Consider the following 25,619-nt stretch of genomic DNA (forward strand, 5'->3'; position numbering starts at 1 on the left):
GGCCACGGCTTCGCGGCGGACGGAGCGTTCGGAGTACCCGCCGGTCCCGGTTACCCGGAGACCGTGACCTTCTCGTCGTTGTTCAGCTGCTCGACGAGCTGCTTGACCTTGGCCTTGTCCCAGAGGACGTTGCCGCCCGCCATGCCGGCGATCGGGATGTTCATCGACTTGCCGTCGCCGCCGGTCACGCCCTTCATCGCCCAGAACATGGAGGCCACGTCGAACAGGCCCATGTCCTTGTCGACGATCAGGGTGTCCAGGCCCGCGCCCATCGTCGGGTAGAGCTTGAACGGGTTCATGACCGTGCCGGGCGTCGCGGCCTGGTTGGCGAGGGCCGCGAGGAACTTCTGCTGGTTCTTCGTGCGGTCCAGGTCGCTGCCGGGCAGCGCGTACCGCGTGCGGACGAAGGCGAGGGCCTGCTGGCCGTCGAGCGTCTGCTTGCCGGCCTCGAAGTCGGCGCCGGACTTCTTGTCCTTGAAGCCCTTGGGGATGTCCATCTCGACGCCGCCGACCGCGTCCACGATCTTGGCGAAGCCGCCGAAGCCGATCTCGGCGTAGTGGTCGATCCGCAGGCCGGTGTTGTATTCCACGGTCCGTACGAGGAGTTCGGGGCCGTCCTCCGCGTACGCGGCGTTAAGCTTCGTCTGGCGGCCCTGGTTCGGGTAGAGCTTGCCGGACTCGGCGCCCTTGAAGGAGGGGATCGTGACGTTCGAGTCGCGGGGCAGCGAGATCATCGTGTTCCCGCCGTCGTCCGCGACGTGCAGGATCATCATCGAGTCGGTGCGCTTGCCCTCGGCGGAGCCCGTGTGGAGCTCCTTCTTCTCCTCGTCGGACATGCCCTCGCGGCTGTCGGAGCCCACGATCAGGTAGTTCGTGCCCGCGCCGCCCTCGGGCCGCTCGATGACCTTGGAGAGGTCGACCTCGCGCTTCAGCTTGGAGTCGGCCCAGAAGTACGTGGCGACGGAGGTCACGACCAGCACGCTGACAAGCGTGATCGAGCCCCACTTGATGCGCTTGCGCCAGTTCGGCGCGGGGCGCGCGGCGCGCGGCGGGTGTCCGGTGCCACCGCCGCCCCCGCTGGGCTGGCCGTAGACCTGGCCGGTGTTGTAGCCGCTGTCGTACGCGTTGTCGGGGCCCTGGCCGTACGGGTCCCGGCGCGGGGTGCGCGGCTCGAAGACCTCGTCGCGGGCGTCGCCGTACGGCTGCCCGTCGCCGTACTGCCGGTCGCCGTACCCGTCGTCGTACGCGGGCTGCTGCGGCACCCCGCCGGGGGGTGGCCCGGCCGGACGGGAGGGCCGGCCGCGCTGGACGTGCCGCATCGCGCGGGCTCCCTCGGGCTGGGAGTTCCCGCTGCCGCGGCCGTATCCCCGGCCGCCACCCTGATCGTCAGGCCAATCGCTCATGTGGCCCAGTGTGCCGCGCGGGGGCCCGCGCCTTACAGGGCGGTCGGGAATTCGAGGCAGGGCTGTTGCAGAGCTGATGCAAAGCGACCGGGGAGAGGTCGGACATACGTCCGACATAGGGTGGAGGGCATGACAGACCAGGCTCCCCGTTCGGCAGCGTCCATTTCGGGGGAAAACGACCGGACCCCCGGGGCGATTCCGGGCAAGCCGACCTCGGCGTCCCGCACCACGCTCAGCCACATCATGACCCACAGCGACACCAACCTCCTCGGCACGGTGCACGGCGGCGTGATCATGAAGCTGGTGGACGACGCGGCGGGAGCCGTCGCCGGACGCCACTCGGGCGGGCCCGCTGTCACCGCCTCGATGGACGAGATGGTCTTCCTGGAGCCGGTCCGTGTGGGCGATCTGGTTCATGTGAAAGCCCAGGTCAACTGGACCGGACGCAGTTCCATGGAGGTCGGCGTCCGGGTCCTCGCCGAGCGCTGGAACGAGTCGACGCCCGCCCAGCAGGTCGGCTCGGCCTATCTGGTCTTCGCGGCGGTCGACGCGGACGGCAAGCCCCGCACGGTCCCGCCGGTCGTCCCCGAGACGGACCGCGACCGCCGCCGCTACCAGGAGGCCCAGATCCGCCGCACCCACCGCCTGGCCCGCCGCCGGGCGATCAAGGAGCTGCGGGAGGCACGGGCCGCCGAGGGCTTCGACGACTGAGGCGACCGGAGCGACTGAGCGACCGGGGCGCCGGACGGCCGTGCCGGGAGCGCCCGCCGGTCAGGGGCAGACCACCTGATCCCCGGTGACCGCCCCGAACTCGCCCTCGTGGACGTCCTCGGCCCGAACCGGCCGCACCGCCTTGAAGTCCTTGCCCGCGACCACCTTCAACGTCGCGCCCTGCCCGGGCACCTGCCGCATCTCGCACCCCGGCAGGGCCGTGGCCAGCGTCTTCGCCGACCGGTCCCACCGCGGGTCGAACGCGACGACGGTCCGCTCGACGGGCTTCGCCGGGGCGCCCGGCACGTTCCCCGGCACCCCCGTGGTCCGGAAGCCGGTCGCCCGCAGCCCCGCGTCGACCTGCTGCCCGAGCCCCGGCGCCCCGGTGCCGTTGTCCACCTGGACCCGGATCTGCTGCGGGGCGACATCGACCAGCGTGCCCTTGGCCCGGACCCGGTGGGGCGCGAGCGGCCGGTCCTCGCGCAGCGCCTGGAACAGCCGCGCGGACTTCTCCGGGTGCCACTTCAGCGTCGCGCCGATGCCCGGCACGACCTGCCCCTGGGCGGCCAGCGGCACGGTCGTGAACTCCGACGACGACGGCGAGAAGCCCCGCATCGCCCGCCCGAGGTCCAGCATCTCGTCCGTGCCGAAGCCGCCGTCCGCCCGCACCGAGCCGAGCAGCGTCCGCGTCACATCGCCGAACTTGACCGGGTTCAGCAGGACACCGCCGCTCGTCGCCTTCGCGATCAGCGCCGCGAGGAAACGCTGCTGGCGCTGCATGCGGCCCAGGTCGGACGCCCCGTCGACGTACCGAGAACGGACGTACTGGAGCGCCTCGCCGCCGTTCATGAGGTGGGTGCCCTCGCCCAGGCTGAGCCCGGTGTGCGAGTCCTTCAGCGGCCGCGTCGTGCAGATCTCCACGCCGCCGAGCACGTCCACGGTCTTCATGAAGCTGAGGAAGTCGACCTCCAGATAGTGGTCGATCTTGACCTTCGTCATGTGCTCGACGGTGCGCACCGTGAGGTTCGGGCCGCCCTCCGCGTAGGCCGCGTTGAGCTTGTTGGGGTGCGCGCGGTGGTTCTTGCGGGTGGTCAGGTCGGTGTGCGCGGGCAGGTCGGCGTAGCTGTCCCGGGGCAAGCTGACGACGCTGGCGCGGTTCCGGTCCTCCGAGATGTGCACGATCATGATCGTGTCCGTGCAGTGGCAGGGGGAGCCGCCGAGGCGGTACTTCTCCTTCTCCTCGGGCGTGATCTTGTCGCGGCCGTCGGTGCCGACGAGCAGCACGTTCATGCCGTTGCCCTGCGCGGGCCTGTTCTTCATGTCCCGGAAGGCGTCCACGCGCCGGATGCCCGTGTCGAGGCTCGTGACCACCGAGTGCCCGATACCGGCCGCGACAAGGACCGCCACGGACAGGCCCGTCACCACCCGCATCACCCAGCGCGGCCGCTTCCCCCGCCCCGCGCGCCTCTGGACGGGCCTTCTGGCCGGAGGGCTGGGGCGGCGCGGTCGGGGAGTGGGGGAGCGGGGCGGTGTGGGCACGTTGGGGAGCACCTCCGCGTGACGGGCCGTGGCGCGGGCGGGGACGAGCCGGTGACCCGAGAAACGTAAGCCCATACGAAATGCGGCCCGGGGTAGCGACCCGGACGGCGCGCACCCGTGTCCCCCATTCGCGGTAACGTGACGCGTGATGAACGCGAAGTCCGAGGCGCAGCCTCCAGCCGTATCCGTGATCATGCCGGTCCTCAACGAGGAGCGGCACCTGCGCGAGGCCGTGCACGCGATCCTGCAGCAGGAGTACGCGGGCGAGATGGAGGTCGTCGTCGCGCTCGGCCCCTCCACCGACCGCACGGACGAGATCGCCGCGGAGCTCGTCGCGGAGGATCCCCGGGTGCACACGGTCCCCAACCCCACGGGGCGCACGCCGGCGGCGCTCAACGCCGCGATCAAGGCCTCCCGCCACCCGATCGTGGTACGCGTCGACGGCCACGCCGCGCTCTCGCCGGGGTACATCACCACGGCCGTCCGCCTCCTCGCGGAGACCGGCGCGATGAACGTCGGCGGCATCATGCACGCCGAGGGGCAGAACGACTGGGAGCACGCGGTCGCCGCCGCCATGACGTCGAAGATCGGCGTGGGCAACGCCGCCTTCCACACCGGCGGCGAGGCCCAGCAGGCCGAGACCGTCTACCTCGGTGTCTTCCGGCGCGAGGCCCTGGAGCAGCAGGGCGGGTACAACGAAGAGTTCATCCGCGCCCAGGACTGGGAGCTGAACTTCCGTATCCGCGAGGCCGGCGGCCTGATCTGGTTCTCGCCCGAGCTGAAGGTCTCGTACCGCCCCCGCCCGAGCGTCAAGGCCCTCGCCAAGCAGTACAAGGACTACGGCCGCTGGCGCCACGTCGTCGCCCGCTACCACGAGGGCTCCATCAACCTCCGCTACCTCGCGCCGCCGACCGCGGTCTGCGCGATCGCGGCGGGCGTCGTCGTGGGCGCGGCCCTCACTCCGTGGGGCTTCGTCGTCCCCGGCGGCTACCTCGCGGCGATAGTCGCCGGCTCCGTCCCCGCGGGCAAGGGCCTGCCGCTGAAGGCGCGCCTGCGGATCCCGGTGGCGCTCGCGACCATGCACATGTCGTGGGGCTGGGGCTTCCTCACCAGCCCGCGCTCGCTGGCGAAGAAGGTCATCGCCTCCCGCCGCCCGGCCGTGCTCGGCGAGACCCAGCAGGCCTGAGACGCGTACACGTAAAGGAAGAGGGCCCCGGCATCGAGCCGGGGCCCTCTTCGCGTCCTTACGGCTGCTCGCGGGCGGCTACCAGGTGAAGGCCGGGTCCACCTTCATGCACGCCTTCTTGTCGGACCCGCTGAGCGCGTCCGCCGAGTCCGGCGTCGTGTCGTCCTTCTTCTTCGCCTTGGGCGGGGCGTCGCCCTCGCGCCAGTCGGCGCCGACGACCAGCGTCACCCCGGAGACGTCCGTCGACTTCTTCGCCGCGCTCAGTGGCAGACCGAGCGACTTGGCGACCCGCTGGGCATCGCCCTCCAGCTCCTTGCTGGGGTAGCGGACGACCGTCTTCTCCTCGGCGAGCGCCGTCGCGGAGTCCGGTGTCGCCTTCGTGAAGCCCTTGCCGACGAGGAGCTGCGCCACGGTGTTCGCCCGGCCGCTGACCGGCGGCTCGACGTCGCTGCGCGTGCCGTTCTGGACCTGCACCGCGATCTCGTCGTCCGCGGCCGCCGGGTCGTCCGACGCCTTCTCCTTGGCCGGCTTCTTCTTGCCCTTGCCGTCCAGCGGGATGTCGTCGCGTACGAGACGGAACAGCTGCTCGGCGTCGCCGGGCTTGGGGATGACGCGTGCCCCGACGTACTCGAACGGCATGGTCGTCATCGTCGTGCGCGACGGCGGGACCTTCTTGAGCTCGTTGCCGAGGTCGTACAGCTTCTTGATGGTGCCGAGGCCGTCGTCGACCTTCAGCGCCCTCGTCGCCTTGTCGGCGAGCTTGCGCAGCTGGTTCGGGCTGGTCAGGCCGGTGTTCTCGCGGAGCTTGCGGACCAGCGCGTTCATGTACATGTGCTGGGCCTTGGCGCGGCTGATGTCGGTGCCGCCCTCGAAGCCGTAGCGGGTGCGCAGCCACTGCAGGGCCTGCTCGCCCTGGATCTCCGTGGTGCCCTTCTTCAGCTTCAGGCCCGAGCCCTTGCCCCCGCTGGTGCGCGAGTGGATGTTCTTGTCCACGCAGACCGGCACGCCGCCGATGGCGTCCGCCATGGAGACCACACCCGCGAAGTCGACCATCATGAAGTGGTTGATGTGGATGTTGGTGAGCTTCTCCCAGGTGGCGACCGTGCAGCCGGGGCCGCCGCGGCCCAGGGACTCGTTCGTCATGAACCGCGGCCCGGTCTCGGGATAGACCTTGCCGTCGGGGTCCGTGCACTTGGGGATCTGGAGCAGGGTGTCGCGCGGCATGCTGACCACGGACATGTTGCTGCGGTCGGCCGAGAGGTGGAGCAGCATCTGCACGTCCGCGAGCGGCGGCGAGCCGAAGGTGTCCTTGGCGCCGCCGAGCTTCTGGTTCGCCTTGGAGTCCCGTGCGTCCGACCCGATGAGCAGGATGTTCAGGGGCGTCTGCCCGGCGGCGTTGGGCGTGGGCTCGGGCGCCCGGTGCTCGCCGAGGTTCAGGTCGTCCGTCTCGATGTTGCCGTTCAGGTACTGGTAGTAGAGGTATCCGGCGCCGGCCGTGCCGAGTATCAGCACGGACAGGACCGTCGCCGACCAGCGCAGTATGCCGCGCTTGCGGCGCGGCGGCCGCTCGGCGACGCTCGTGCCGCGCCGGTGCCTGCCGTTGCCCTCCGGCGGGTCGCCGCCCTCCGCGGGCTTCCCGGAGCCCGCCGCGCCGTCGCGCGCACGGCCGCTCCGACCGCGATCACTCGCGCGCGGGGCACGCCGTCGCGCCCCCTCCTTACGCACGCTGTCCTGCCTCATCCCCAGCCCCTCCCCGCCCCGTTCCTGAACTGCGGCCGTTCCACGGCGCCTTGGCGCATTGTTAGACGTAGAACAACCGCTTCAGGTCACTCGGCACACACAGTCTTGTCCGCTTCGACCTTCTTCAGGTCCTTCGGCGCCTTCGTCGGTGCATCAATGGGCACCCCCGCGCCCTTGAAGTCGCCACCGAGTGTCAGCTTCATGGTCGGGAGACCCTGTGCGTTCTTCTCGCTCTTGCCCGGCTTCAGGGCGCCGCCCGAAAGACCCATGATGTCGGCGAGCCGACGGGCCTGGTCGGCCTGGTCCGGCGCGTACTCGAGCGTCGTCTTCTTGATGACCGAGGGCGCGTTCCCCAGCTGGCTGGACTTGAGCACGCCCTCAGTGTTCTGCAGCCACGTGAGAGTTGTCTGAGCGGCGCCGGTCTTGCCGCTGCCGTTGTAGATGTCGACCCGCACGTCGGCGGCGTCGGCCTTGGGGCCCTTGAGACGGGCGGCCACCGCGGCCTTCTCCTTCTTCTGCTTCTTCTTCACCGCGGTCAGCGACTCGTCGGCGCGCATCATCGCGAAGAGCTGCTCGGCTTTGCCCGGGGCGGGCACGACCGTGGTGTGCACCTTCTCCGCGGGGTTGTCGATGACCGGCACCGTGGTGAAACTCAGGTTCTTCATGTCGAGCTTGCCGAGCTCCATGCCGAGATTCTTGAGCTTCATGATGTCGGCGATCTTGGAGTCGACGGTGAGGGCCTCGGTGCCCGCCTCCGCGAGGCTGAACATCTTCTTCGGGTTGGAGAGGGTGTCGCTCGACTTGAGCTTGCGCATCAGCGAGCTGAGGAACTGCTGCTGCAGCTCGATGCGGCTCAAGTCGCCGCCGTTGCCCACGGAGTGGCGCGTGCGGACGAACGCGAGCGCGTCCTCGCCCTCGATCGTGTGCTTGCCCTTGGCCAGCTTCAGATGCGACTTGGGGTCGTCGATGTCCTTGGCCAGACAGACCTCGACGCCGCCGACGGCGCTGGAGAGCGTCTTCACCGCGTTGAAGTCGGCCACCATGAAGTGGTCGGGCGTGATGCCGGTGATCGCCTTGACGGTACGCATGGTGCAGCTGGGCGTGCGGTCGTTCTGGCCGAGGCTTTCGTTGAAGCGGGCGTTCGGCGTGCCGGCGATGTTCTTCGTGCTGCCGTCCTCCTGCCGCGTCGGGCAGTCCGGGATGTCGACGATCATGTCGCGCGGGATGCTCAGCGCGGTCGCGTTCGTCCGGTCCTTGGAGACGTGCAGCAGGATCGTCGTGTCGGCGTGCCCGGCACTGCCCTCGTCGCCGTACCCCTTGTTGCCGCTGCCGCTGCGTTTGTCGGTGCCCATCACCAGGATGTTGATGGCCCGGTCCTTGCTGAAGCCGCCGGTGCCCGCGCCGTCATCGTCTATCGACGTGATGTTGTCGTTGAGGTGCTGGTAGTAGAGGTAGCCGCCGGTGCAGCCCGCGACGAGCAGGAAGGCCAGCGTGCCGCCCGTCCAGACCAGCACCTTCTTGCCCTTGGTGGTCTTCTTGCCCTTGGACTTGCGCGGATTCTGCTTGCGCCGGCCGCCGCTCCCCGGCTCCGGCTCCTTGACGCGCCGTCTGCGCTGCCCCGGCACCTCCCGGCGCTCGTCGCGCTCACCCTGACGGGGGCGCTCACGCCCCGGCGCCGAGCGGCCGCGGCCGCCCTCGCGGGGTGACGAAGCACGGGGTTTCGGGACCGCCGACTGCCCTGCGGAAGGGCTCAGTCGCAGTTCGTAATCGCCGGTGTCCGGGTTGAGCACCCACTGGTCTGCGGGGTCGATGTTCTCTGCCCGCCCACGGCCTTGCGCGTCCACGGTTTTCTGCGTCCTCCGTCGGGGCCACGCGGCGCCTTTCCCCCCTCAAGAAGGCGCTCGGTCAGTCGTTCCAGCGATGCGCGGCCGAGAGGGCCCGGCGCACCGGATCGCTCACACTATCCGCCCAGTTCAGCGCCGAGCGACGCCGGTGACAAATTCCACTCCCCTACAACTGGGCAATCCGCCCTATTTCTTAGTGGCGCGCCGTCTTCCCTTGGGGATCGTTTTACTCACAGGTGGCGCGTGCGGCCGTGTTGCCCCGGAATGTCGGCGCGGGGGACGGCGTATGCGAGGGGTCGTCCGGCTTCTCGTCGCTCCACGACTCACCGGAGTCGCCATACTCATCCTCGTACCCCTCTTCTCCAGAGGGCTCCTCCCCGGCAGGCTCCTCCTGCGCCTGCCCGACGGGCTGGTGGGGGGTCACCTCCACCGGGGTGTCGGTGCGCAGCCGCGTGAAGAGCTGTTCCGCGGCGGGCTCGACGAGCTCGTCACGGTTGGCGTCGTACGTGTACGACTGCCGGGGGACGGTGAGGAACTGCACCCGTTCTGTGGGGATATTGCGCATCCCGCGCACCAGTTCGTACAAACCCCGCAGACTCGCCAGCGCGGGGTCGGTCGTCAGCGAAGAAGTCGCCGCGTCGAGAACGGGATAGAGCTTCGTCGGATTCAGCAGGACGTCATTGCTCTGCACCTTGTTGACGAGCGCGGCGAGGAACTCCTGCTGGCGGTCCATCCGCTCGGTGTCGCTGCCATTGCCGAGACTCTTGCGGGCGCGTACGTAACCCAGTGCCTGTTCGCCGTTGAGTGTCCGCAGCCCCGGGGCGAGCTTCACGTGTGCGTCGCTGTCGTCGATCGGCGCCCGCAGGCAGACCTGTACGCCGTCGACCGCGTCGACCATGTCCTTGAACCCGGCGAAGTCCACGACCATGTGGTGGTCGACGCGGACCTTGGTGAGCTTCTCGACGGTACGGATGGTGCAGGCCGTCCCGCCGAGCTGGAACGCCCAGTTGAACTGGGCGAAGCGGGGTTCGGCCCGGGAGCCGTCCGTTCCCCGGCAGCCGGGGATCTCCACCATCAGGTCGCGCGGGATGGACACGGCGGTCGCGCTCCGCCGGTCGGCCGCCAGGTGCAGCAGGATCGTGGTGTCCGAGCGCTGGGTGCCGGGGTCCCTGCCGTACTTGCTGTTGTCCGGTCCCGCGCGGGTGTCGGAGCCGAGGAGCAGGATGTTCTGGGCGCCCCGCACCAGGGCGGTCGGGCGCTCCTTCTCGAAGCGGGCCAGCTCGGCGGCCGCGTCCGTGTCCTTGGTGATGTTGCCGTTCAGCTTCTCGTACGCCACCCAGCCCACGCCGCCCGCACCGAGCACGACGACGGCGGCGCCGAGCGCGGTGTAGCGCAGCCAACGATGCCGGCGCCGAGCAACCCCCACCCCACTCGCACTGGCCCCCACCCCCGGCCCGTACGCCGCCGTCTCCCCGCCCCCTCCAGAAGGCTCCCCGGCATTCTCGGTCACGTGAGCGTCCACCCCTCATGGCTGCGTCGGTGCATGGCCCGTACCGACGACCATGCCCCCCCAACCGACACCGGGCCTCCGGACCCGGGCCACCCGTGCGCCGAACGGGGGATTTATCGGGGGCGGAGGGGGCGGGGCTGGTGACACGTGCGGCTCCGCCGCGTGGACGCGACCGGCCTGCGGGGGACGACGAACGGGGGGGACCATTCAGGGGCGCGGGGAACTGCGCGACCAGCCACGACGAGCCCGCACCCGAAAGAGGGGCCCTACGGCAGGTGGTGTGCCGGGCGCGCCGGTCCGGGGGCGGCGCGGACCTGTGGCATGTGCGGCTGCGCCGCGTGGGCGCGACTGCCCGGCGGACCGGCCCGCAGGGGACGACGAACGGGGGAACGATCTCAGGGGCGCGGGGAACTGCGCGACCAGCCACCACGCCCCCGCACCCGAAACAACCCCCCAAGGCCCCCGGCCAGTCACCGCAAGGTGACAGTCACCCGCTCATCCGCCACCCTCTTCCGCACCCCTTCCTCCGAAGCGTCAAAGTGCCGGCACAGCACCACAGACCCACCCACAGCCAACGCCCCGTACAGCCCCGCGACCAGCCCCTCCCACGAGTCGTACGGCAGCCCCGAAAGAACACGCGCCCCGGGCCCCACCCCGAGGGCCCCCGCCTCGGCGCGCGCCCGCTCCACCAGTTCCGCCCCCGTCAGCTCGACCCCGCCCACCGCGAGGGCGACCTCGTCCGGGTCGACCGGCGCGTACGGAGCGAATTGGTCCCCCTGCCCCGGTACCTCGACCGCGTAATCGGCGAACCCGGCCGGCGCCTGCGGAAAGCGCCCGCCGAGCGGCCGCAGCGCGAGCGCCACCCGCTCCCCGGAGCAGGCACGCGCGGCGTCGAGCGAGTCGGGCCCGCTGACGACGACATCGGCCGACGCCGGATCACCGCCCACGTCCGCGACCACGCCCACCGACGAACAGGCGAGCAGCCACACGGCCGTCTGCCAGTGCGCGGGCAGCAGCAGGACGACCCGGTCGCCGGGCTCGGCGGAGAGGTCGCCCTGGAGCAGATTGGCGGTCTTGGCCACCCAATTGGCGAAGGTGGCCACGGACAATTCCACGCGTTCACCGGTGGCGTCGTCGTAGAAGGTGACTAGGGGGCGGCCCGGGTCCGAGGCGAGCGCGGATCGCAGCAGGTCGGCAGGGGTGCGGTCGTTGGCGTTCACGGGCGCAAGCGTACGCGGGCGTCCGCGCGCCCCCCCGGCGTGGCGGGGGAGCACGAGCGCCGGATCACCCGCTCCGGGCCGACGGCCCGTCAGTTTCCCAATGGACAGATATGTGCCGTTATGTCAACGATCAGCTGTATGCGTGGACTTCTAGCTTCCTCGATCGGCGTCACGTGCGCGGCCGCCCTCACCCTGCCCCTGACCCTGCCGGCGTCCGGCGCCAGAGCCGCGACGTCGCCCGGCGTACCGTCGGCCGCCGGGCCCGCCGCGGAGGCGATCCCCGGCAGCACCCAGTCCCTCCCCCTCGCCCCGCTCGCCTCCGACCGCTCCCTCGGCCCGACCGAGGCGCACGAGCAGGGCCTTGCCCGGCGCGACGTCCGCCCCTTCTCCCTGGTGGGCGTCGTCTGGAACGACCCCGACGTGGACCTGGACGGCACCGTGCAGGTCCGTACCCGCGCGGTCGGCACCACCACCTGGTCCGGCTGGCAGAGCGTCGAGACACACAACCACGAACACGCCGCCGACCCCGGCACCCCCGAACGCGGCTCCGGCGCGGTCCGCGGCTCGACCGCGCCCCTGTGGGTCGGCGCCTCGGACGGCGTCGAGATCCGCGTACGGGCGGAACGCCACTCACCCGCGGACCGCGCCGCAACAGTCCCCTCCGAAAACGGCCTGCTCCCCGAAGGGCTGCGCCTCGAACTCGTCGACCCGGGCGACGAGCCCCCGACGCAGGGCGCCACCCAGATCCTCGACGCGCCGCGGACCGGCGCGCTGTCCGCCGAGAGCGCCGCGGCCGCCGCCGTGAACGCGGACCTCGCACCCCTCGACGCCACCGCCATCCCCGAACTGACGAAGCGGCAGACAGAGGAGGACCTGATCGCCTCCCGCGGCGGCCCCGAGGCCGCCGGCAAGGCACGCCCGTACGTCGGCCCGCGCCCGCGCATCATCACGCGCAAGGGCTGGGGCGCCAACGAGAAACTCCGCGAGAAGAACTTCGCGTACACGAAGACCGTGAAGGTCGCCTTCGTGCACCACAGCGCCTCCGGCAACCACTACCGCTGCTCACAGGCCGGATCCGTGCTGCGGAGCATCTACCGCTACCACGTCAAGAGCGGCGGCTGGCGTGACCTCGGCTACAACTTCGCGGTCGACAAGTGCGGAAACATCTACGAAGGACGTGCCGGAGGTGTGGCCAAGCCGGTCCTCGGGGCCCACACTCTCGGATTCAACAGCAACAGCACGGGCATCGCCGTCATCGGTTCGTACAGCACCGTCAACCCGCCGAAGGCGGCCGTGAAAGCCGTCGGCCGGCTGACCGCGTGGAAGCTCGGCCTGTACGGCGCCAATCCGCGCGGCACCACATACCTGAAGTCGGGCGGGGGCAATCTTTACAAGAAAGGCAGGAAAGTCCGGCTCCGTGTGATCTCCGGGCATCGGGACGGGTTCCGCACCGAGTGCCCCGGTAAGCGGCTTTACCAGAAGCTCGGCACGACCCGCACCACCTCGGCCCGACTCCAGGGCCGCTGAGCTCCGAGGCACCGCGCGAACTGCACGATCTGCACATCCGTCTGCATACACTGGCCGGCCGAAACTCAAGTTCGGCCGGCCCCAGCAGGAAGCAGAGACGACAGGTGACAGAAGCGATCCTCCTGGTCGGCGGCAAGGGAACCCGGCTGCGGCCCCTCACGGTGCACACGCCCAAGCCGATGGTCCCGGCGGCGGGCGTCCCGTTCCTCACCCACCAGCTGGCACGCGCCCGCGCGGCGGGCGTGGAGCACATCGTCCTCGCCACCTCCTACCTCGCCGAGGTCTTCGAGCCGTACTTCGGGGACGGCTCGGCGCTCGGCCTCCACATCGAGTACGTCACGGAGACTGAGCCCCTCGGCACCGGCGGCGCCATCCGCAACGTGGCCGCGCGCCTGCACTCGGGCCCCGACGACCCGGTCCTCATCTTCAACGGCGACATCCTCACGGGCCTGGACATCCGCGCCCTCGTCGCCACGCACGAGAGCTCGGGCGCCGACGTCTCCCTGCACCTCACGAAGGTCGACGACCCGCGCGCCTACGGCCTGGTCCCGACCGACCCGTCCGGCAGGGTCACCGCCTTCCTGGAGAAGCCGCAGACCCCCGAGGAGATCGTCACCGACCAGATCAACGCGGGCGCGTACGTCTTCCGGCGCTCGGTCATCGACACGATCCCCGCCGGACGCCCCGTCTCCGTCGAACGCGAGACCTTCCCCGGCCTCCTCGCCTCCGGCGCCCATCTCCAGGGCATGGTCGACTCGACGTACTGGCTGGACCTGGGGACGCCCCAGGCGTTCGTACGCGGCTCCGCGGACCTGGTCCTCGGCCGCGCGCCCTCCCCGGCGGTCCCCGGCCGCTGCGGCGACCGCCTGGTCCTGCCCACCGCGACCGTCGCCCCCGACGCGAAGCTCACCGGCGGCACGGTGGTCGGCGAGAACGCGCGCGTCGGCGAGGGCGCCCGGATCTCCGGCAGCACGATCCTCGCCGGCGCCGTCGTCGAACCCGGCGCGGTCGTCACGGACTCCCTGATCGGCGCGGGCGCGCGGATCGGCGCCCGCTCGGTGCTCTCGGGAACGGTGATCGGCGACGGAGCGACGGTCGGCGCCGACAACGAACTGCGTGCGGGCGTACGCGTCTGGTGCGAGGCCACACTTCCGGCGGGCGCGGTCCGCTTCTCCTCGGACCAGTAGGACGACTCCGGGGCGGCTGCTGCCCGCCGTCCCCTACCCTCGTACAGATGTCATCCCGTTTCGCCCCGCGCCCCACCCGCACCACCGTGCGCGGCGGCGAAACGGCGATCTCCGCGGGCGTCCCGCGCCCTTCGACGGCCACGCACACCCGCACCTGGCGGCCGCCCTACCCCCTGGACCTGGGCCTCACCCTCGGCCCCCTGCGCCGCGGCCCGGCGGACCCCACCTTCCGTACGACCCCCGACGGCTCGGTCTGGCGCGCCAGCCGCACCCCGGAGGGCGCCGGCACCCTCCGGGTCGCCCTGCGCGCAGGCTCCGTGGAGGCGGAGGCGTGGGGGCCGGGCGCGGCCTGGCTCCTCGACCGACTGCCCGCGATGCTGGGCGCGTCGGACGACCCCGGCCTGTTCGTCCCGCGCCACCGTCTGATCGCCGCGACGGTCCACCGGCGGCCCGGCCTCCGGCTGATCCGTACAGGGCTGGTCCTGGAGTCCCTGATCCCGTCGATCCTGGAACAGAAGATCACGACGGACGAGGCCTACCGCGCCTGGCGGCTCCTGGTCCGCAAGTACGGTGAGCCTGCGCCGGGTCCCACCCCAGTGCAGGCCCGCATGCACGTGATGCCGGAGCCGCGCACCTGGGCCCTGATCCCCTCCTGGGAGTGGCACGCGGCGGGCGTGGACAACAAGCGGGCCTCCACGATTCTGCGCGCGGTGTCCCGCGCGGCCCGGCTGGAAGAGGCGTCGTCCATGGAGCCGCCCCAGGCCCAGGCCCGCCTGGAACTGATCCCGGGCATCGGCCCCTGGACCTCGGCGGAAACGGTCCAGCGCAGCCACGGTGCCGCCGACGCGGTGACGGTCGGCGACGTCCACCTGCCGGGCATCGTCGGCCACGCCCTGGCGAACAACCGCGACGCGACCGACCCCGAGATGCTCGAGCTCCTCACCCCCTACGCAGGCCAACGCCACCGAGCCACCCGCCTCCTCTGCCTCAGCGGCCACACCCCACCCCGCAGAGCCCCCCGAATGCGCAAAACAAACATCGCCACGTGGTAACCCCCTCCGCCGAAGGGACCACTTCAGGCTCGGGGCCTCAGGCCGGCGGCTCAGAGCCGAGGGCTCAGGGGGGCTCAGCGCCGGGGATCAGGACGGGAGGCCGAGGGCCAGGGGTTCAGGGGCGCGGGGAACTGCGCAAAAAACCCACGGTCCGCACCCGAAATCGCACCGCGGGGGAAACGACTTCAGGGGCGCGGGGAACTGCGCAAACAACCCACGACCCGCACCGGCAATCGTGCCGGAGGAACGGATCCCAGGGGCGCGGGGAACTGCGCAAAAAGACCCCCGCCCCGGGCTGGGCGCTACCGGACGACGACGAAGTCGTCCACCTCGCGCCGCCCCCGAGCCCCCGGCTCCCCAGCAGGCCGCCCCACAGCCACCGCCCCCATCGGATCCCAGGACTCCGGCAGCCCCAGAACCTCCCGTACGACATCCCGGCAGAACATCGTCGACGAAACCCACGCCGACCCGAGCCGCTCCCCGGCCAGCGCGACCAGGAAGTTCTGCACCCCTGCCCCCGCCGCGACCACGAACATCTCGCGCTCGGCGGCATCCCGCCGAGCGTCCCCGTACGTATGGGAGCCGTCCATCACCAGGCACGGCACCACCAGATAGGGCGCCCTGCGCAGCACATCCCCGCGCCGGACCCGCTTCGCGATGGACTCCTCCGACTTGCCGTCCCGCCGCAGATCCGCGATCCACGCGTCCCGCATCGCGTCGAGCAACTCGACGCGCGACGCGGCGGACTCCAGGAGGACGAACCGCCAGGGCGTCGTGTGGTGCGGCGCCGGCGCGGTGACCGCCGCGGCGACGGCCCGCCGCACGGCACCGGGGTCGACCTCCTCGTCCGTGAACTCCCGGACGGTCCGCCGCTGCGTCACCGCCTCCCGCACCGCCTCGGACGTCCCGAGCCGGAACATGTCGTCCCGCGCGGCCCGCACCAGCGCCCGCGCCCCGTCGTCCGCGGAGCCCTCCGCGGAACCTTCCACCGAGCCGCCCACCACGTGGGGCAGCCCACGCACCACGGCGACAGGCAGCCCGGCCGCCTTGCCCTTGACGAGGTCTCCCGCGGCGGCGAGCTCATCGGCCGTGGCGACGACGGTCGCGCTCAGCGGATTGCCGTACGCGTCCTCACCGCCCCGCAGGTCGTCGAGGACCCGCACTCCCGCGGCCCCGATGGCGACGTCGGTGAGCCCGGCCCGCCAGGGCCGCCCGAAGGTGTCGGTGACGATGACGCCGACGTCCACACCCAGCGCGCCCCGCAGCCCTTCCCGTACGGCACGGGCCGAGGCGTCGGGGTCGGTCGGCAGCAGCAGCACGGTCCCGGCCGGGGTGTTCGACGCGTCGACACCGGCCGCGGCCATCACGAGCCCCTGCCGGTTCTCGACGATGCGCAGGGGTCCGCGCCGCGCCACGACCCGCACGGTCTCCTCGTCGATGGCCGCCTCACGATCGGCCGCCTCGACGAGCCGCCCCTCCGCCTTGCTGACGATCTTCGAGGTGACCAGGACGACGTCCCCGTCGGCGAGCGCCGGCTCGGCGGCCGCGATGAGCTTGGCGAGGTCGTCGCCCTCCCGCACCTCGGGCAGTCCGGGGACGGCCCAGACCCTGTACGACGGTGAGGTCACGCGCGTACCTCCGAAGCGAGGGCGAGGGCCTCGCGGGCCATCTGCGCGGCGGCGTCGATGTCGCTCATCATCAGCGGGACGGCCCGGCACCGGATGCCGGCGCTCTCCACCCGGTCCACCACTCCCGCGTCGACGGTGTCGACGAGCCATCCGTCGAGCAGTCCGCTGCCGTAGTGCTCGGCGACGGCGGCGGCGCTGGTCTCCACGCCGACGGCGGCCAGCACCTTGTCGGCCATGCCCCGCACGGGGGAGTCGCCGACGATGGGGGAGAGGCCGACGACCGGCACGCCCGCGTCGGCGATGGCCTCGCGGATCCCCGGCACGGCGAGGATGGTCCCGACGCTGACGACGGGGTTGGACGGCGGGAAGAGCACGACGTCGGCCTCGGCGATGGCCGCGAGGACGCCGGGCGCGGGCTTGGCCTGCTCGGCGCCGACGGGCACCACGGCGTGCGCGTCCACGGAGGCGCGCAGCCGGACCCAGTACTCCTGGAAGTGCACGGCCTTCTGCTCGCCGTCGATCGTGACGGCGACGTGCGTCTCGATGCGGTCGTCCGACATGGGGATGAGCCGCACGCCGGGCTGCCACCGCTCGCACAGCGCCTCGGTGACGGCGCTGAGCGGATATCCCGCGCCCAGCATCTGCGTCCGCACGATGTGCGTGGCGAAGTCCCGGTCGCCGAGGCCGAACCACTCGGGTCCGACCCCGTACGCCGCGAGCTCTTCCTTGACCTTGAACGTCTCGTCCGTACGCCCCCAGCCCTGCTCTTCGTTGATGCCGCCGCCGAGCGTGTACATCACGGTGTCGAGGTCGGGGCAGACCTTCAGCCCGAACAGGTGAATGTCGTCACCGGTGTTGCCGATGACCGTGATGTCCGCGTCGGGCGCGGCCTTCTTGAGCCCGCGGAGGAATCGGGCGCCGCCGATGCCGCCGGCCAGAACCACAATGCGCATGGCCCCCAGCATGTCAGGCGGGTCCGACACCGCGTCAGGCGGTTACGACATCCTCCGCGACGCCGTCCGCGACGGCGGCGGCGCACCGGGCCGCGTGCATCGGCATCTCGGTGAGGCCGGGGTAGTAGATGTGCAGGCTGACGGCCGGTTCCAGGGAGTCGTTGACGACCTCGTGGGCGTACCCGGGGGCGAAGACGCGCTGTGCGCCCGCGCCGAGCGCCCGGGTGCCCCGCTCCGTGTGCTCGGTCAGCTCACCCTCGAGGAGGGTGAGCACGCCGGAGGAGCGCCCGTGGTCGTGCAGGCCGCTGCCCTGTCCCGGCACCCAGGAGAGCAGCCACACCTCGTACCCCGGCCCGGTGCGCAGGCGGTGGTACCAGCGGCTGGTGGCGTCGTACTGGACGAGGTGGGCCCACTGGGAGCGGTCGGCGGCGATGGTGCGGGCGAGGCCGACGAACTCGGCCACGGTGGCGGGATGCTCGCGGGCGGGCTGCAGGAGGTGCGGGACTTCGAGGATGTCGCCGGCGATCTGGAGGTCGCTGTCGCTGTTCATGGTGCGGTGGTTCCTCAACGTAAGAGTGCTGGGGTGTCGCGAGGGAGAGTGTGGCTCTGCGGACAGGCCGGGTACGGCCTGCAAACGAGGCGCGGCATACAAAGGGACGTGCGGCTCAACAGCTGGATGGGCTCAACAGCTGGAGCAGGAACAGCGACAGCGCGCGTGGGCAGCACCGATGGAACCGCAGGTGCGGGTCATCGAAAAAGCCAGGTTCGCGAGCATGCCCACCAGAACAGCCGCTCACACCTGTAGCTGTCAACTCGGTGTCCACTATGTGGGCTATGTTTCACCTCATCCGGTTGTTCTGTCAGGCGAAAGGTTTGTGCAGCCGACCGTCCGGACACATGGCGCAGCAACCGGCACTCAAACATCGACGTCCTCCTTGATGTGACCCGAGCGAGATCCGACTGAGATCGAATTTCGGGGGAACTCGTTGGCGGGGCGCCGGACGGGTCATCGAGGGTGTCATGGTTTAGGCCGATTTGAACACTTTCCGCATACCCTTGGTTCCGCAGAGTGAATAAGGGGCCCAATAGCAGATCTCGGCTTGACTGGCCCGGATCGGCGCACTTGTAATTTCACTCGTGTCGTTCATCCGAAACCGGTGACGGCCGCACCACGGGGACGCACAGACAGACGAGGGGCGCACATGACCGAGCTGGTTCAGGAACTGCTGGTCGAGGACGCGGACGAAGAACTCGGCTGGCAGGAGCGCGCACTGTGCGCCCAGACCGACCCCGAGTCCTTCTTCCCCGAGAAGGGCGGCTCCACGCGTGAGGCCAAGAAGGTCTGCCTCGCCTGCGAAGTCCGCTCGGAATGCCTTGAGTACGCACTTGCGAACGACGAACGTTTCGGCATCTGGGGCGGCTTGTCGGAGCGAGAACGCCGCCGACTGAAGAAGGCCGCGGTCTGAGCGGCGCGCCCACACCGCGTGCCGACGATCGATTCGCCACACATCTCCCTCAAACAATGCGCGACGAACGGCCCGTCACCCGTGGGTTATCCACAGGCGGCGGGCCGTTCCGGTGCCAGCCGTTAGTGTGGGGCCCCGTCCGAGACGACCCGGCGCCCCAGCAGGGCGCGGGCGTCCACCGCAGTCCAGCGAACCGGGGCCCGTACCTCGATGTCCGTGCACAGCCATCCGGCAGCCCACGACGCTGCCACCGGGTTCGACCCGACCCGCCCGCCCGAGTTCCCGCGGCATGTCGTGACCGCCGTCCTCATCTCCCACGACGGCGCCCGCTGGCTGCCCGACGCCCTGGCGGGGCTCCTCGGCCAGGAGCGGCCCGTCCAGGGCGCCGTGGCCGCCGACACCGGCAGCGCGGACGACTCCGCCCAGCTGGTCACCGAGGCCCTCGGCGCCGACCGCGTGCTGCACCTGGCCCGCCGCTCCGGCTTCGGCACCGCCGTCGACGAGGCCGTCCGCACCGCCGCCGTGCTCACTCCCGAAGAGCTGCCCTATCTGAAGCGCCCCAGCGGCTGGGACCCGGTGAGCCGCAGCTGGCGCGACGACGCGTACGACATGCCCGACCTGCCGCACGGCGAGCCCGTGCAGTGGCTCTGGCTGCTGCACGACGACTGTGCGCCCGAGCCCGAAGCCCTCGCCGAACTGCTCCGCGTCGTGGAGAACGAACAGGAGCTCGGCAAGGAAGTCGCCGTCGTCGGCCCCAAGCTCCGCGGGTGGTACGACCGCAGGCAGCTCCTCGAAGTCGGCGTCTCCATCGCCAACAGCGGCCGCCGCTGGACCGGCCTCGACCGCCGCGAGCAGGACCAGGGCCAGCACGACCACGTGCGGCCCGTGCTCTCCGTGTCCACCGCGGGCATGCTGATCCGCCGCGATGTCTACGAACAGCTCGGCGGCTTCGACCGCCGCCTGCCGCTCATGCGCGACGACGTCGACCTGTGCTGGCGCGCGCACGCCGCCGGCCACCGCGTCCTCGTCGCCCCCGACGCCGTCGTCCGGCACGCCGAGGCCTCCTCCCGCGAGCGCCGCACCGTCGACTGCGTCGGCCGCACCGCGACCTCGCCGCACCGCGTGGACAAGGCGGGCGCCACCTACACCCTGCTGGTCAACGCCCGCTCGGCCGTGCTGCCCTGGGTGCTCTTCCGCATCGTCGTCGGCACCCTCGTGCGCACCTTCGCCTACCTCATCGGCAAGGCCCCGGGCCAGGCCCTCGACGAAGTCGCCGGCCTCCTCGCCACACTGCTGCGGCCCGGCCGGATCCTCGGCGCCCGCAAGCAGCGCGGCAAGCCACTGCCCGACGCCGGCGAGCTGCGGCCCCTCTTCCCACCGCCCGGCGCCACCGTCCGGGCCACCGTCGAACAGGCTGCGGGCAGCCTCATCGGCCGCACCGAAGCCGACACCCCGGCCGGCGCGGGACGGCACGGAGTCGTCGAGTCCGGACCCGGCGGCGACGACGCCGACTTCCTGGAGGTCGAGCAGTTCGCCCGCCTCAAGCGCGTCGCCCGCAAACCGGGACCCGTCCTCTTCGTAGTACTGCTTTTCGCATCGCTCATCGCCTGCCGCGCCCTGCTCGGCACCGGTGCGCTCGCGGGCGGCGCGCTGCTGCCCGCACCCGCCGACTCCGCGGACCTCTGGGCGCGTTACACGGACGCCTGGCACCCCGTCGGCACCGGCGGCACCCACGGCGCCCCGCCGTACGTGGCACTCGTCGCGAGCCTCTCCTCCCTCCTCTTCGGCTCCACCGGGCTCGCGGTCACCGTGCTGCTCGTCGGCTCCGTCCCCTTGGCCGGCTTCGCCGCGTACTTCGCCTCGCGCCCGCTCGTCACCTCGCGGCTGCTCCGCGCGTGGGCGTCCATCGCGTACGCCTTCCTGCCCGCCGCCACCGGCGCCCTCGCGGGCGGCCGCGTCGGCACCGCCGTCCTCGCCGTCCTGCTGCCGCTCATCGCGCGCGCGGGCATCGCGGCGAGCGGCCTCGCCACCCCGCGGGGCACCCGCGGCACCTGGCGCGCCACCTGGGCGTACACCCTGCTCCTCACCCTCGCCACGGCCTTCACGCCGATCGTCTGGCCGATCGCCCTGGTGCTCGGCCTCGCCCTCCTCGTGGTGCGCCGCCGCGACATCACGGCGTACGGACTGCGCTTCCTCGCCGCGCTCGGCACCCCGCTGCTCGTCCTCGCGCCCTGGTCCCTCTCGCTGCTGCCCTTCGGCTTCTTCCAGGAAGCGGGCCTGGAGTTCGGCACCGGTTCCGCCACCGCACTCGACCTGCTCGGCGCCAGCCCCGGCGGCCCCGGCACCGTGCACGGCCTGCTGCTCATCGGCATCGTCCTCGCCGCGCTCGGCGCCCTGCTGCGCGCCGAGCGGCAGCTCGCGGTCCGCACCGCCTGGACCGCCGCCCTGGTCTCCCTCGTCTTCGCCGTCCTGTCGAACGGCTCGGCGTGGGCAGGCCCGGCCACCCTGGGCTACGGCATCGCGCTCCTGGCCGCCGCCGCGCTCGGCGCCGACGGGGCACGCGCGCGTGTCGCCGAACAGAGCTTCGGCTGGCGCCAGCCGGTGGCCGCGCTCATCGCGTTCGCCGCGGCCGCCGGGCCGCTGCTCGTCGCCGCCGGCTGGATGATCGGCGGCGCCGACGGCCCTCTGGAGCGGCGCGATCCGGTGCAGGTGCCCGCGTTCGTCGCGGAGGAGAGCGGCACCGAGGACCAGGCCCGCACCCTCGTCCTCGGCAGCGACTCCGCCGCCGAGGTCTCCTACACGCTGGTACGGGGCTCGGGTGCCCGGCTCGGTGACGCGGAACTCGCCGCGGCGGCCCCCGACGACGAGCGGCTCGACAAGATCGTCGCCCGGCTGATCGCGGGCTCCGGCGCCGACCAGGCCGACCAGCTCGGCGGCTTCGCCGTGCGGTACGTCCTCGTACGCGACGGGGCGCCCCGCCAGATGAGCCGCACCCTGGACGCCACCCCGGGCCTCACCCGGCTCAGCCAGGAGGACGGCAGCGCCCTGTGGCGCGTGGACCGGCAGGTGGCACGCGCCGCCGTCCTCCACAAGACCGGCGACCCGGAGCCCGTCGCCGCCGGCCCCGTCGAGCTCCACACGAAGATCGAGTCCGGCGACGCGGGCCGCGTCCTGCGCCTCGCCGACTCCGCCGACCCGGGCTGGACGGCGACCCTCGACGGCCACCCGCTGCCCCGCACCACCGTCGACGGCTGGGCCCAGGGCTTCGAACTGCCCACCGCGGGCGGCCACCTGGACGTCACCTTCGACGCCCCGCTGACCCACACGGCCTGGCTGTGGGCGCAGGGCGCGCTCGCCGTCGTCCTCGTGGTCCTCGCCCTGCCGGGCCGCCGCCGCGACGTCGACGACGACCTCCCCGAAGAGCCCGTCGTCCCGGCCCAGGCCGTCGAGGGCGAGGGCCGCAGGGCGCGCAGGCTGCGGGCCCAGAGCGAGCTGGCCGCACAGGAGGCGGGCCAGGACGTACCGCCTCCTCCTTCGGAGGAGGCTTTCGCCGCCGTCCCGCACCAGCAGCCGCCGGCCCACGAGGAGTGGGAGACCCCCGCCTCCACGGGCGCCGAACAGGGCACGTACGGCGGTCAGTACCAGGGCGGTGCGTACCAGAACGGGCAGTACCCGGCCGGGGCGTACGAGCAGCCGGCGTACCAGGCGGACGCCTACCAGGGCGGCCAGTACGATCCGTACGCGTCCTACGGAGGCGCGGGCGGTGTCTACGGAGGCGAGCAGCAGTACGGCCAGTCGGGCGAGCAGCAGTACGGGCAGCCGGACGACCAGCAGTACGGGCAGTCTTATGACACCTCGTACGACCCGCCGTACGACACTTCGTACGACCAGGGGCAGCCCCCGATGCCGCCCCCGCCCCCGCAGCCGCCGCACGGCACCCCACCCCGCGGCACCGACAGTGAGCGCCCCGACGGGAGCCAGCAGTGAACCGCACCACCCAGTCCCTCATCGCCGTGGTCGTCGCGCTCGGCGCCGTCACCGGGTTCGCCGCGTTCGGCGGGACGGACGGCACGGACGACGCCGGGGCGAAGGCCGCCGCACGGCTCCCCGTCGAGCGCACCAGCCTGCTCTGCCCGGTGCCCAGCCTCTCCGACCTCGCCGAGACCTCGTACACCGCCTTCACGCCGAAGGCGAGCGGCGCCGAGGCCACGGGCAAGGCGGAACTGCTGCCCGTGAGCAAGGCATTGACCGACGCGGCCAAGCAGAACGACAGGAAGGCCAAGCCCTTCCTCACCCAGAAGGCGCCGGGCGAGCCGGTCGCGGGCGAGGAGTCGGGCGCCGAGGCGCCCGCCCTCATCGGCACGGCCGACGGCGGGCTCGCCCCCGGCTGGACCGTGCAGCAGACCACGACGTACGCGGCGGGCAGCGGCCGCGGCATGCACGGCACCAACTGCACGGCGCCCGACACCGACTTCTGGTTCCCCGGCACGAGCACCGCCAAGGACCGCGGCGACTACATCCACCTGACGAACCCGGACGACTCCGCCGCCGTGATCGACGTCGAGCTGTTCGGCCCGGACGGCGAGGTCACGTCCGCGGTCGGCGACTCGATCCAGGTCCAGCCGCACTCCAGCGTCCCGGTGCTGCTCTCCACGCTCGCCGACAAGGCGTATCCGAACCTCACCATGCACGTGATCGCCCGCAGCGGCCGGGTCGCGGCCGCCGTGCAGTCCTCCGACGAGAAGCTGGGCGGCGACTGGCTGCCCGCGTCCACCGACCCGGCGGACCGCCTCGTCCTGCCCGGCATCCCGAAGGACGCCACCTCGGTGCGCCTGGTCGCCTACGCCCCCGGGGCGCGGGACGCGGACCTGAAGGTCCAGCTGGCCTCCCCGAACGGCACGCTCACCCCGGCCGGGAACGAGAACCTGCACGTGAAGTCCGGCATGACGGCCGCCGTCGACCTCGGCGACGTCACCAAGGGCGAGGCCGGCTCGCTGCTCCTGTCGCCGACGGACACGCCGGTCCCCGTGGTGGCGGCGCTGCGGGTGACCCGCGGCAAGGGCAGCAAACAGGAGACGGCGTTCATCCCGGCGACGGCAGAGGTGGGCACGCGCGCGACGGCCGCGGGCAACCGCGCCAAGGGCTCCACGCTCTCGCTGGTCGCGCCGGAGAAGTCGGCGAAGGTGAAGGTCACCGCGTCGGCCGGGACCGAGGGCGGCTCCCCGGTGACGAAGACGTACACGGTCAAGGGCGGCACGACCCTGGAGATCGCGGACCCGCCGAGGCCCGACGGCCTGAAGGGTGCCTACGCACTCACGGTGGAGCCGGTGTCCGGCGGCGCGGTCCACGCGGCGCGGACGCTGTCACAGCCGACGGACGGCCTTCCGATGTTCACCGTTCAGACGCTGCCCGACGACCGGGGGACGGTGGCCGTGCCGAGGGCCGAGCGGGACCTGGCGGTGCTTCAGAAGTGACGGGCGGTCGGCTCAGTCCTCGTCCCCGTAGCGCGGGTCGACCGACTCCGGGGACATGCCGAGCAACTCCGCGACCTGCTCGACGACCACTTCGTGCACGAGGTGCGCGCGCTCGTCGCGTCCCTTGGTGCGGATCTCCACGGGGCGGCGGTAGATGACGACGCGGGCGGGCCGCCCCTCGGACGCCGTGATCGAGCCGCCCAAGGGCACCACCTCGTCCTGCCACTCGACGCCGGCCCGGCCCAGGGGCGGCACCTCGAGCACCATGAACTCGATCTCCGTGAGCTGCGGCCAGCGCCGCTCCAGCCGCTCCACGGAGTCCTGCACGAGATCGGTGAAGGCCTCGCCGCGGCTGGCGGACAGCGGAACCTGAGGCGGCGCCACGGGTCCGCGCATGCCCCTGCCGTGGCGGTCGCGGCGGCGCGGCCTCGGGTCTGCGGAGCGGGGCTGTACGGGGTCGTCCATCACTGACGAAGCGTAGTCCCCGAGATCGCCCTTTCCATGGGGGGCACGACATGTTCCATGTGGGGCGCGACATGTCGGTTCCTGACCGTTCCGGCCGCGGTTGGACTCAATTCCGTATCTCTCCTGGACCGTCGATCTCGCGCCAAATGACGTGATCCGCGCCATGTGGTGACCGGATTCAACACCATGCGCCCCTGTGGTCACTGGCGTCCACGCAGGTCAACGACGTGCGCGTGCACTGCGCCGACGCACGGGCCCGGACACGACACGGTGGAGTGACCTCATGGAGAGTCGTCGCGGCCCGCTCAAGAGTGCGGTACCGTCCAACATCGTGAGCCCTGTACGTCGCTGTTCGCGCACCGCTTGCGGCCGTTCCGCCGTCGCGACGCTGACGTACGTCTACGCCGACTCGACCGCGGTCCTCGGCCCCCTCGCCACCTACGCCGAACCCCACTGCTACGACCTGTGCGCCGAGCACTCCGAGCGCCTCACCGCACCCCGCGGCTGGGACGTCGTCCGGCTCGCCGACGCCTCGGGTCCGGCCCGCCCCTCCGGCGACGACCTCGAAGCGCTCGCCAACGCCGTGCGCGAGGCGGCCCGCCCGCAGGAGCGCGCGGCCGAGGCCGGCGGCGGCGCCCGCCGGGCGGACCCCATGGAGGTCGCACGCCGCGGCCACCTCAGGGTGCTCCGCTCACCGGACTCCTGACCGGCTCC

The 25,619-nt window shown here is 71.9% G+C and carries 19 protein-coding genes; 9 read left to right on the forward strand and 10 right to left on the reverse strand.

The window, feature by feature from the left end; translation table 11 throughout:
• Positions 1-50 precede the first annotated feature (50 nt).
• Positions 51-1,403, reverse strand: a complete 1,353-nt coding sequence (locus ACZ56E_RS36980) for an LCP family protein (protein ID WP_471221195.1) — start codon at positions 1,401-1,403, stop codon at positions 51-53.
• A gap of 129 nt (positions 1,404-1,532) precedes the next feature.
• Here ACZ56E_RS36980 and ACZ56E_RS36985 point away from each other — a divergent pair, with 129 nt between their 5' ends.
• Entirely contained in the window at positions 1,533-2,114 is a 582-nt protein-coding gene (locus ACZ56E_RS36985) for an acyl-CoA thioesterase (RefSeq protein WP_468613256.1), read from the forward strand.
• A 60-nt stretch (positions 2,115-2,174) separates the two neighbouring features.
• On the opposite strand, the gene ACZ56E_RS36990 is transcribed toward ACZ56E_RS36985, so the two are convergent.
• Complete coding sequence (locus tag ACZ56E_RS36990; protein WP_471221197.1) at positions 2,175-3,653, reverse strand: LCP family protein; 1,479 nt, start codon at positions 3,651-3,653, stop codon at positions 2,175-2,177.
• A 148-nt stretch (positions 3,654-3,801) separates the two neighbouring features.
• On the opposite strand from ACZ56E_RS36990, the gene ACZ56E_RS36995 reads away from it, so the two are divergent.
• Complete coding sequence (locus ACZ56E_RS36995) at positions 3,802-4,839, forward strand: glycosyltransferase family 2 protein (protein ID WP_468326806.1); 1,038 nt, start codon at positions 3,802-3,804, stop codon at positions 4,837-4,839.
• A 78-nt stretch (positions 4,840-4,917) separates the two neighbouring features.
• Here the strand turns inward: ACZ56E_RS36995 and ACZ56E_RS37000 are convergent, their stop codons facing one another.
• The 4 genes from ACZ56E_RS37000 to ACZ56E_RS37015 form a co-directional block, all read right to left on the reverse strand.
• Complete coding sequence (locus ACZ56E_RS37000; protein WP_471221200.1) at positions 4,918-6,579, reverse strand: LCP family protein; 1,662 nt, start codon at positions 6,577-6,579, stop codon at positions 4,918-4,920.
• 86 nt (positions 6,580-6,665) lie between these two features.
• Positions 6,666-8,423 carry an LCP family protein gene (locus tag ACZ56E_RS37005; RefSeq protein ID WP_471221202.1) on the reverse strand — a complete coding sequence of 586 codons (1,758 nt, stop codon included), beginning with the start codon at positions 8,421-8,423 and terminating at the stop codon, positions 6,666-6,668.
• Positions 8,424-8,649: 226 nt separating this feature from the next.
• The gene (locus ACZ56E_RS37010; RefSeq protein WP_471221203.1) at positions 8,650-9,933 is read right to left on the reverse strand and encodes an LCP family protein; all 1,284 of its coding nucleotides are present in this window, start codon (positions 9,931-9,933) and stop codon (positions 8,650-8,652) included.
• A gap of 470 nt (positions 9,934-10,403) precedes the next feature.
• A complete protein-coding gene (locus ACZ56E_RS37015) occupies positions 10,404-11,153 on the reverse strand; it encodes a TIGR03089 family protein (RefSeq protein ID WP_471221205.1) in 750 nt (249 codons plus the stop codon).
• 138 nt (positions 11,154-11,291) lie between these two features.
• Here ACZ56E_RS37015 and ACZ56E_RS37020 point away from each other — a divergent pair, with 138 nt between their 5' ends.
• The 3 genes from ACZ56E_RS37020 (at position 11,292) to ACZ56E_RS37030 (ending at position 14,919) form a co-directional block, all read left to right on the forward strand.
• A complete protein-coding gene (locus ACZ56E_RS37020) occupies positions 11,292-12,680 on the forward strand; it encodes a peptidoglycan recognition protein family protein (RefSeq protein ID WP_471221206.1) in 1,389 nt (462 codons plus the stop codon).
• Positions 12,681-12,784: 104 nt separating this feature from the next.
• Entirely contained in the window at positions 12,785-13,867 is a 1,083-nt protein-coding gene (gene manB, locus ACZ56E_RS37025; RefSeq protein ID WP_468613266.1) for a mannose-1-phosphate guanylyltransferase, read from the forward strand.
• A gap of 47 nt (positions 13,868-13,914) precedes the next feature.
• A complete protein-coding gene (locus tag ACZ56E_RS37030; protein ID WP_471221209.1) occupies positions 13,915-14,919 on the forward strand; it encodes a DNA-3-methyladenine glycosylase family protein in 1,005 nt (334 codons plus the stop codon).
• Positions 14,920-15,221: 302 nt separating this feature from the next.
• Here the strand turns inward: ACZ56E_RS37030 and ACZ56E_RS37035 are convergent, their stop codons facing one another.
• The 3 genes from ACZ56E_RS37035 to ACZ56E_RS37045 are packed head-to-tail and all read right to left on the reverse strand — an operon-like array spanning position 15,222 to position 18,050.
• The gene (locus tag ACZ56E_RS37035) at positions 15,222-16,547 is read right to left on the reverse strand and encodes a coenzyme F420-0:L-glutamate ligase (protein ID WP_471221211.1); all 1,326 of its coding nucleotides are present in this window, start codon (positions 16,545-16,547) and stop codon (positions 15,222-15,224) included.
• The gene (cofD, locus tag ACZ56E_RS37040; protein WP_471221213.1) at positions 16,544-17,500 is read right to left on the reverse strand and encodes a 2-phospho-L-lactate transferase; all 957 of its coding nucleotides are present in this window, start codon (positions 17,498-17,500) and stop codon (positions 16,544-16,546) included. The genes ACZ56E_RS37035 and cofD overlap by 4 nt, the downstream gene beginning before the upstream one ends.
• Before the next feature lie 34 nt (positions 17,501-17,534).
• The gene (locus ACZ56E_RS37045) at positions 17,535-18,050 is read right to left on the reverse strand and encodes a cysteine dioxygenase (protein WP_471221215.1); all 516 of its coding nucleotides are present in this window, start codon (positions 18,048-18,050) and stop codon (positions 17,535-17,537) included.
• Between the two features lie 652 nt (positions 18,051-18,702).
• On the opposite strand from ACZ56E_RS37045, the gene ACZ56E_RS37050 reads away from it, so the two are divergent.
• From ACZ56E_RS37050 to ACZ56E_RS37060, 3 genes are all read left to right on the forward strand, one after another.
• Positions 18,703-18,966, forward strand: coding sequence for a WhiB family transcriptional regulator (locus ACZ56E_RS37050; protein ID WP_016642094.1), 264 nt, complete (start codon positions 18,703-18,705; stop codon positions 18,964-18,966).
• A 210-nt stretch (positions 18,967-19,176) separates the two neighbouring features.
• Positions 19,177-22,953, forward strand: coding sequence for a glycosyltransferase (locus tag ACZ56E_RS37055; protein ID WP_471221217.1), 3,777 nt, complete (start codon positions 19,177-19,179; stop codon positions 22,951-22,953).
• Positions 22,950-24,440: a DUF5719 family protein gene (locus ACZ56E_RS37060; protein ID WP_471221219.1), complete on the forward strand. Its 1,491-nt coding sequence runs from the start codon at positions 22,950-22,952 to the stop codon at positions 24,438-24,440. Before ACZ56E_RS37055 ends, ACZ56E_RS37060 begins: the two co-directional genes overlap by 4 nt.
• Positions 24,441-24,452: 12 nt before the next feature.
• Here ACZ56E_RS37060 and ACZ56E_RS37065 read toward each other — a convergent pair whose 3' ends face one another.
• Entirely contained in the window at positions 24,453-24,905 is a 453-nt protein-coding gene (locus tag ACZ56E_RS37065) for a metallopeptidase family protein (protein ID WP_468613278.1), read from the reverse strand.
• Between the two features lie 283 nt (positions 24,906-25,188).
• On the opposite strand from ACZ56E_RS37065, the gene ACZ56E_RS37070 reads away from it, so the two are divergent.
• Positions 25,189-25,611, forward strand: coding sequence for a DUF3499 domain-containing protein (locus tag ACZ56E_RS37070; protein WP_398303703.1), 423 nt, complete (start codon positions 25,189-25,191; stop codon positions 25,609-25,611).
• The last annotated feature ends 8 nt before the right edge of the window (positions 25,612-25,619 follow it).

The organism is Streptomyces sp. NPDC039480 (assembly GCF_055597165.1).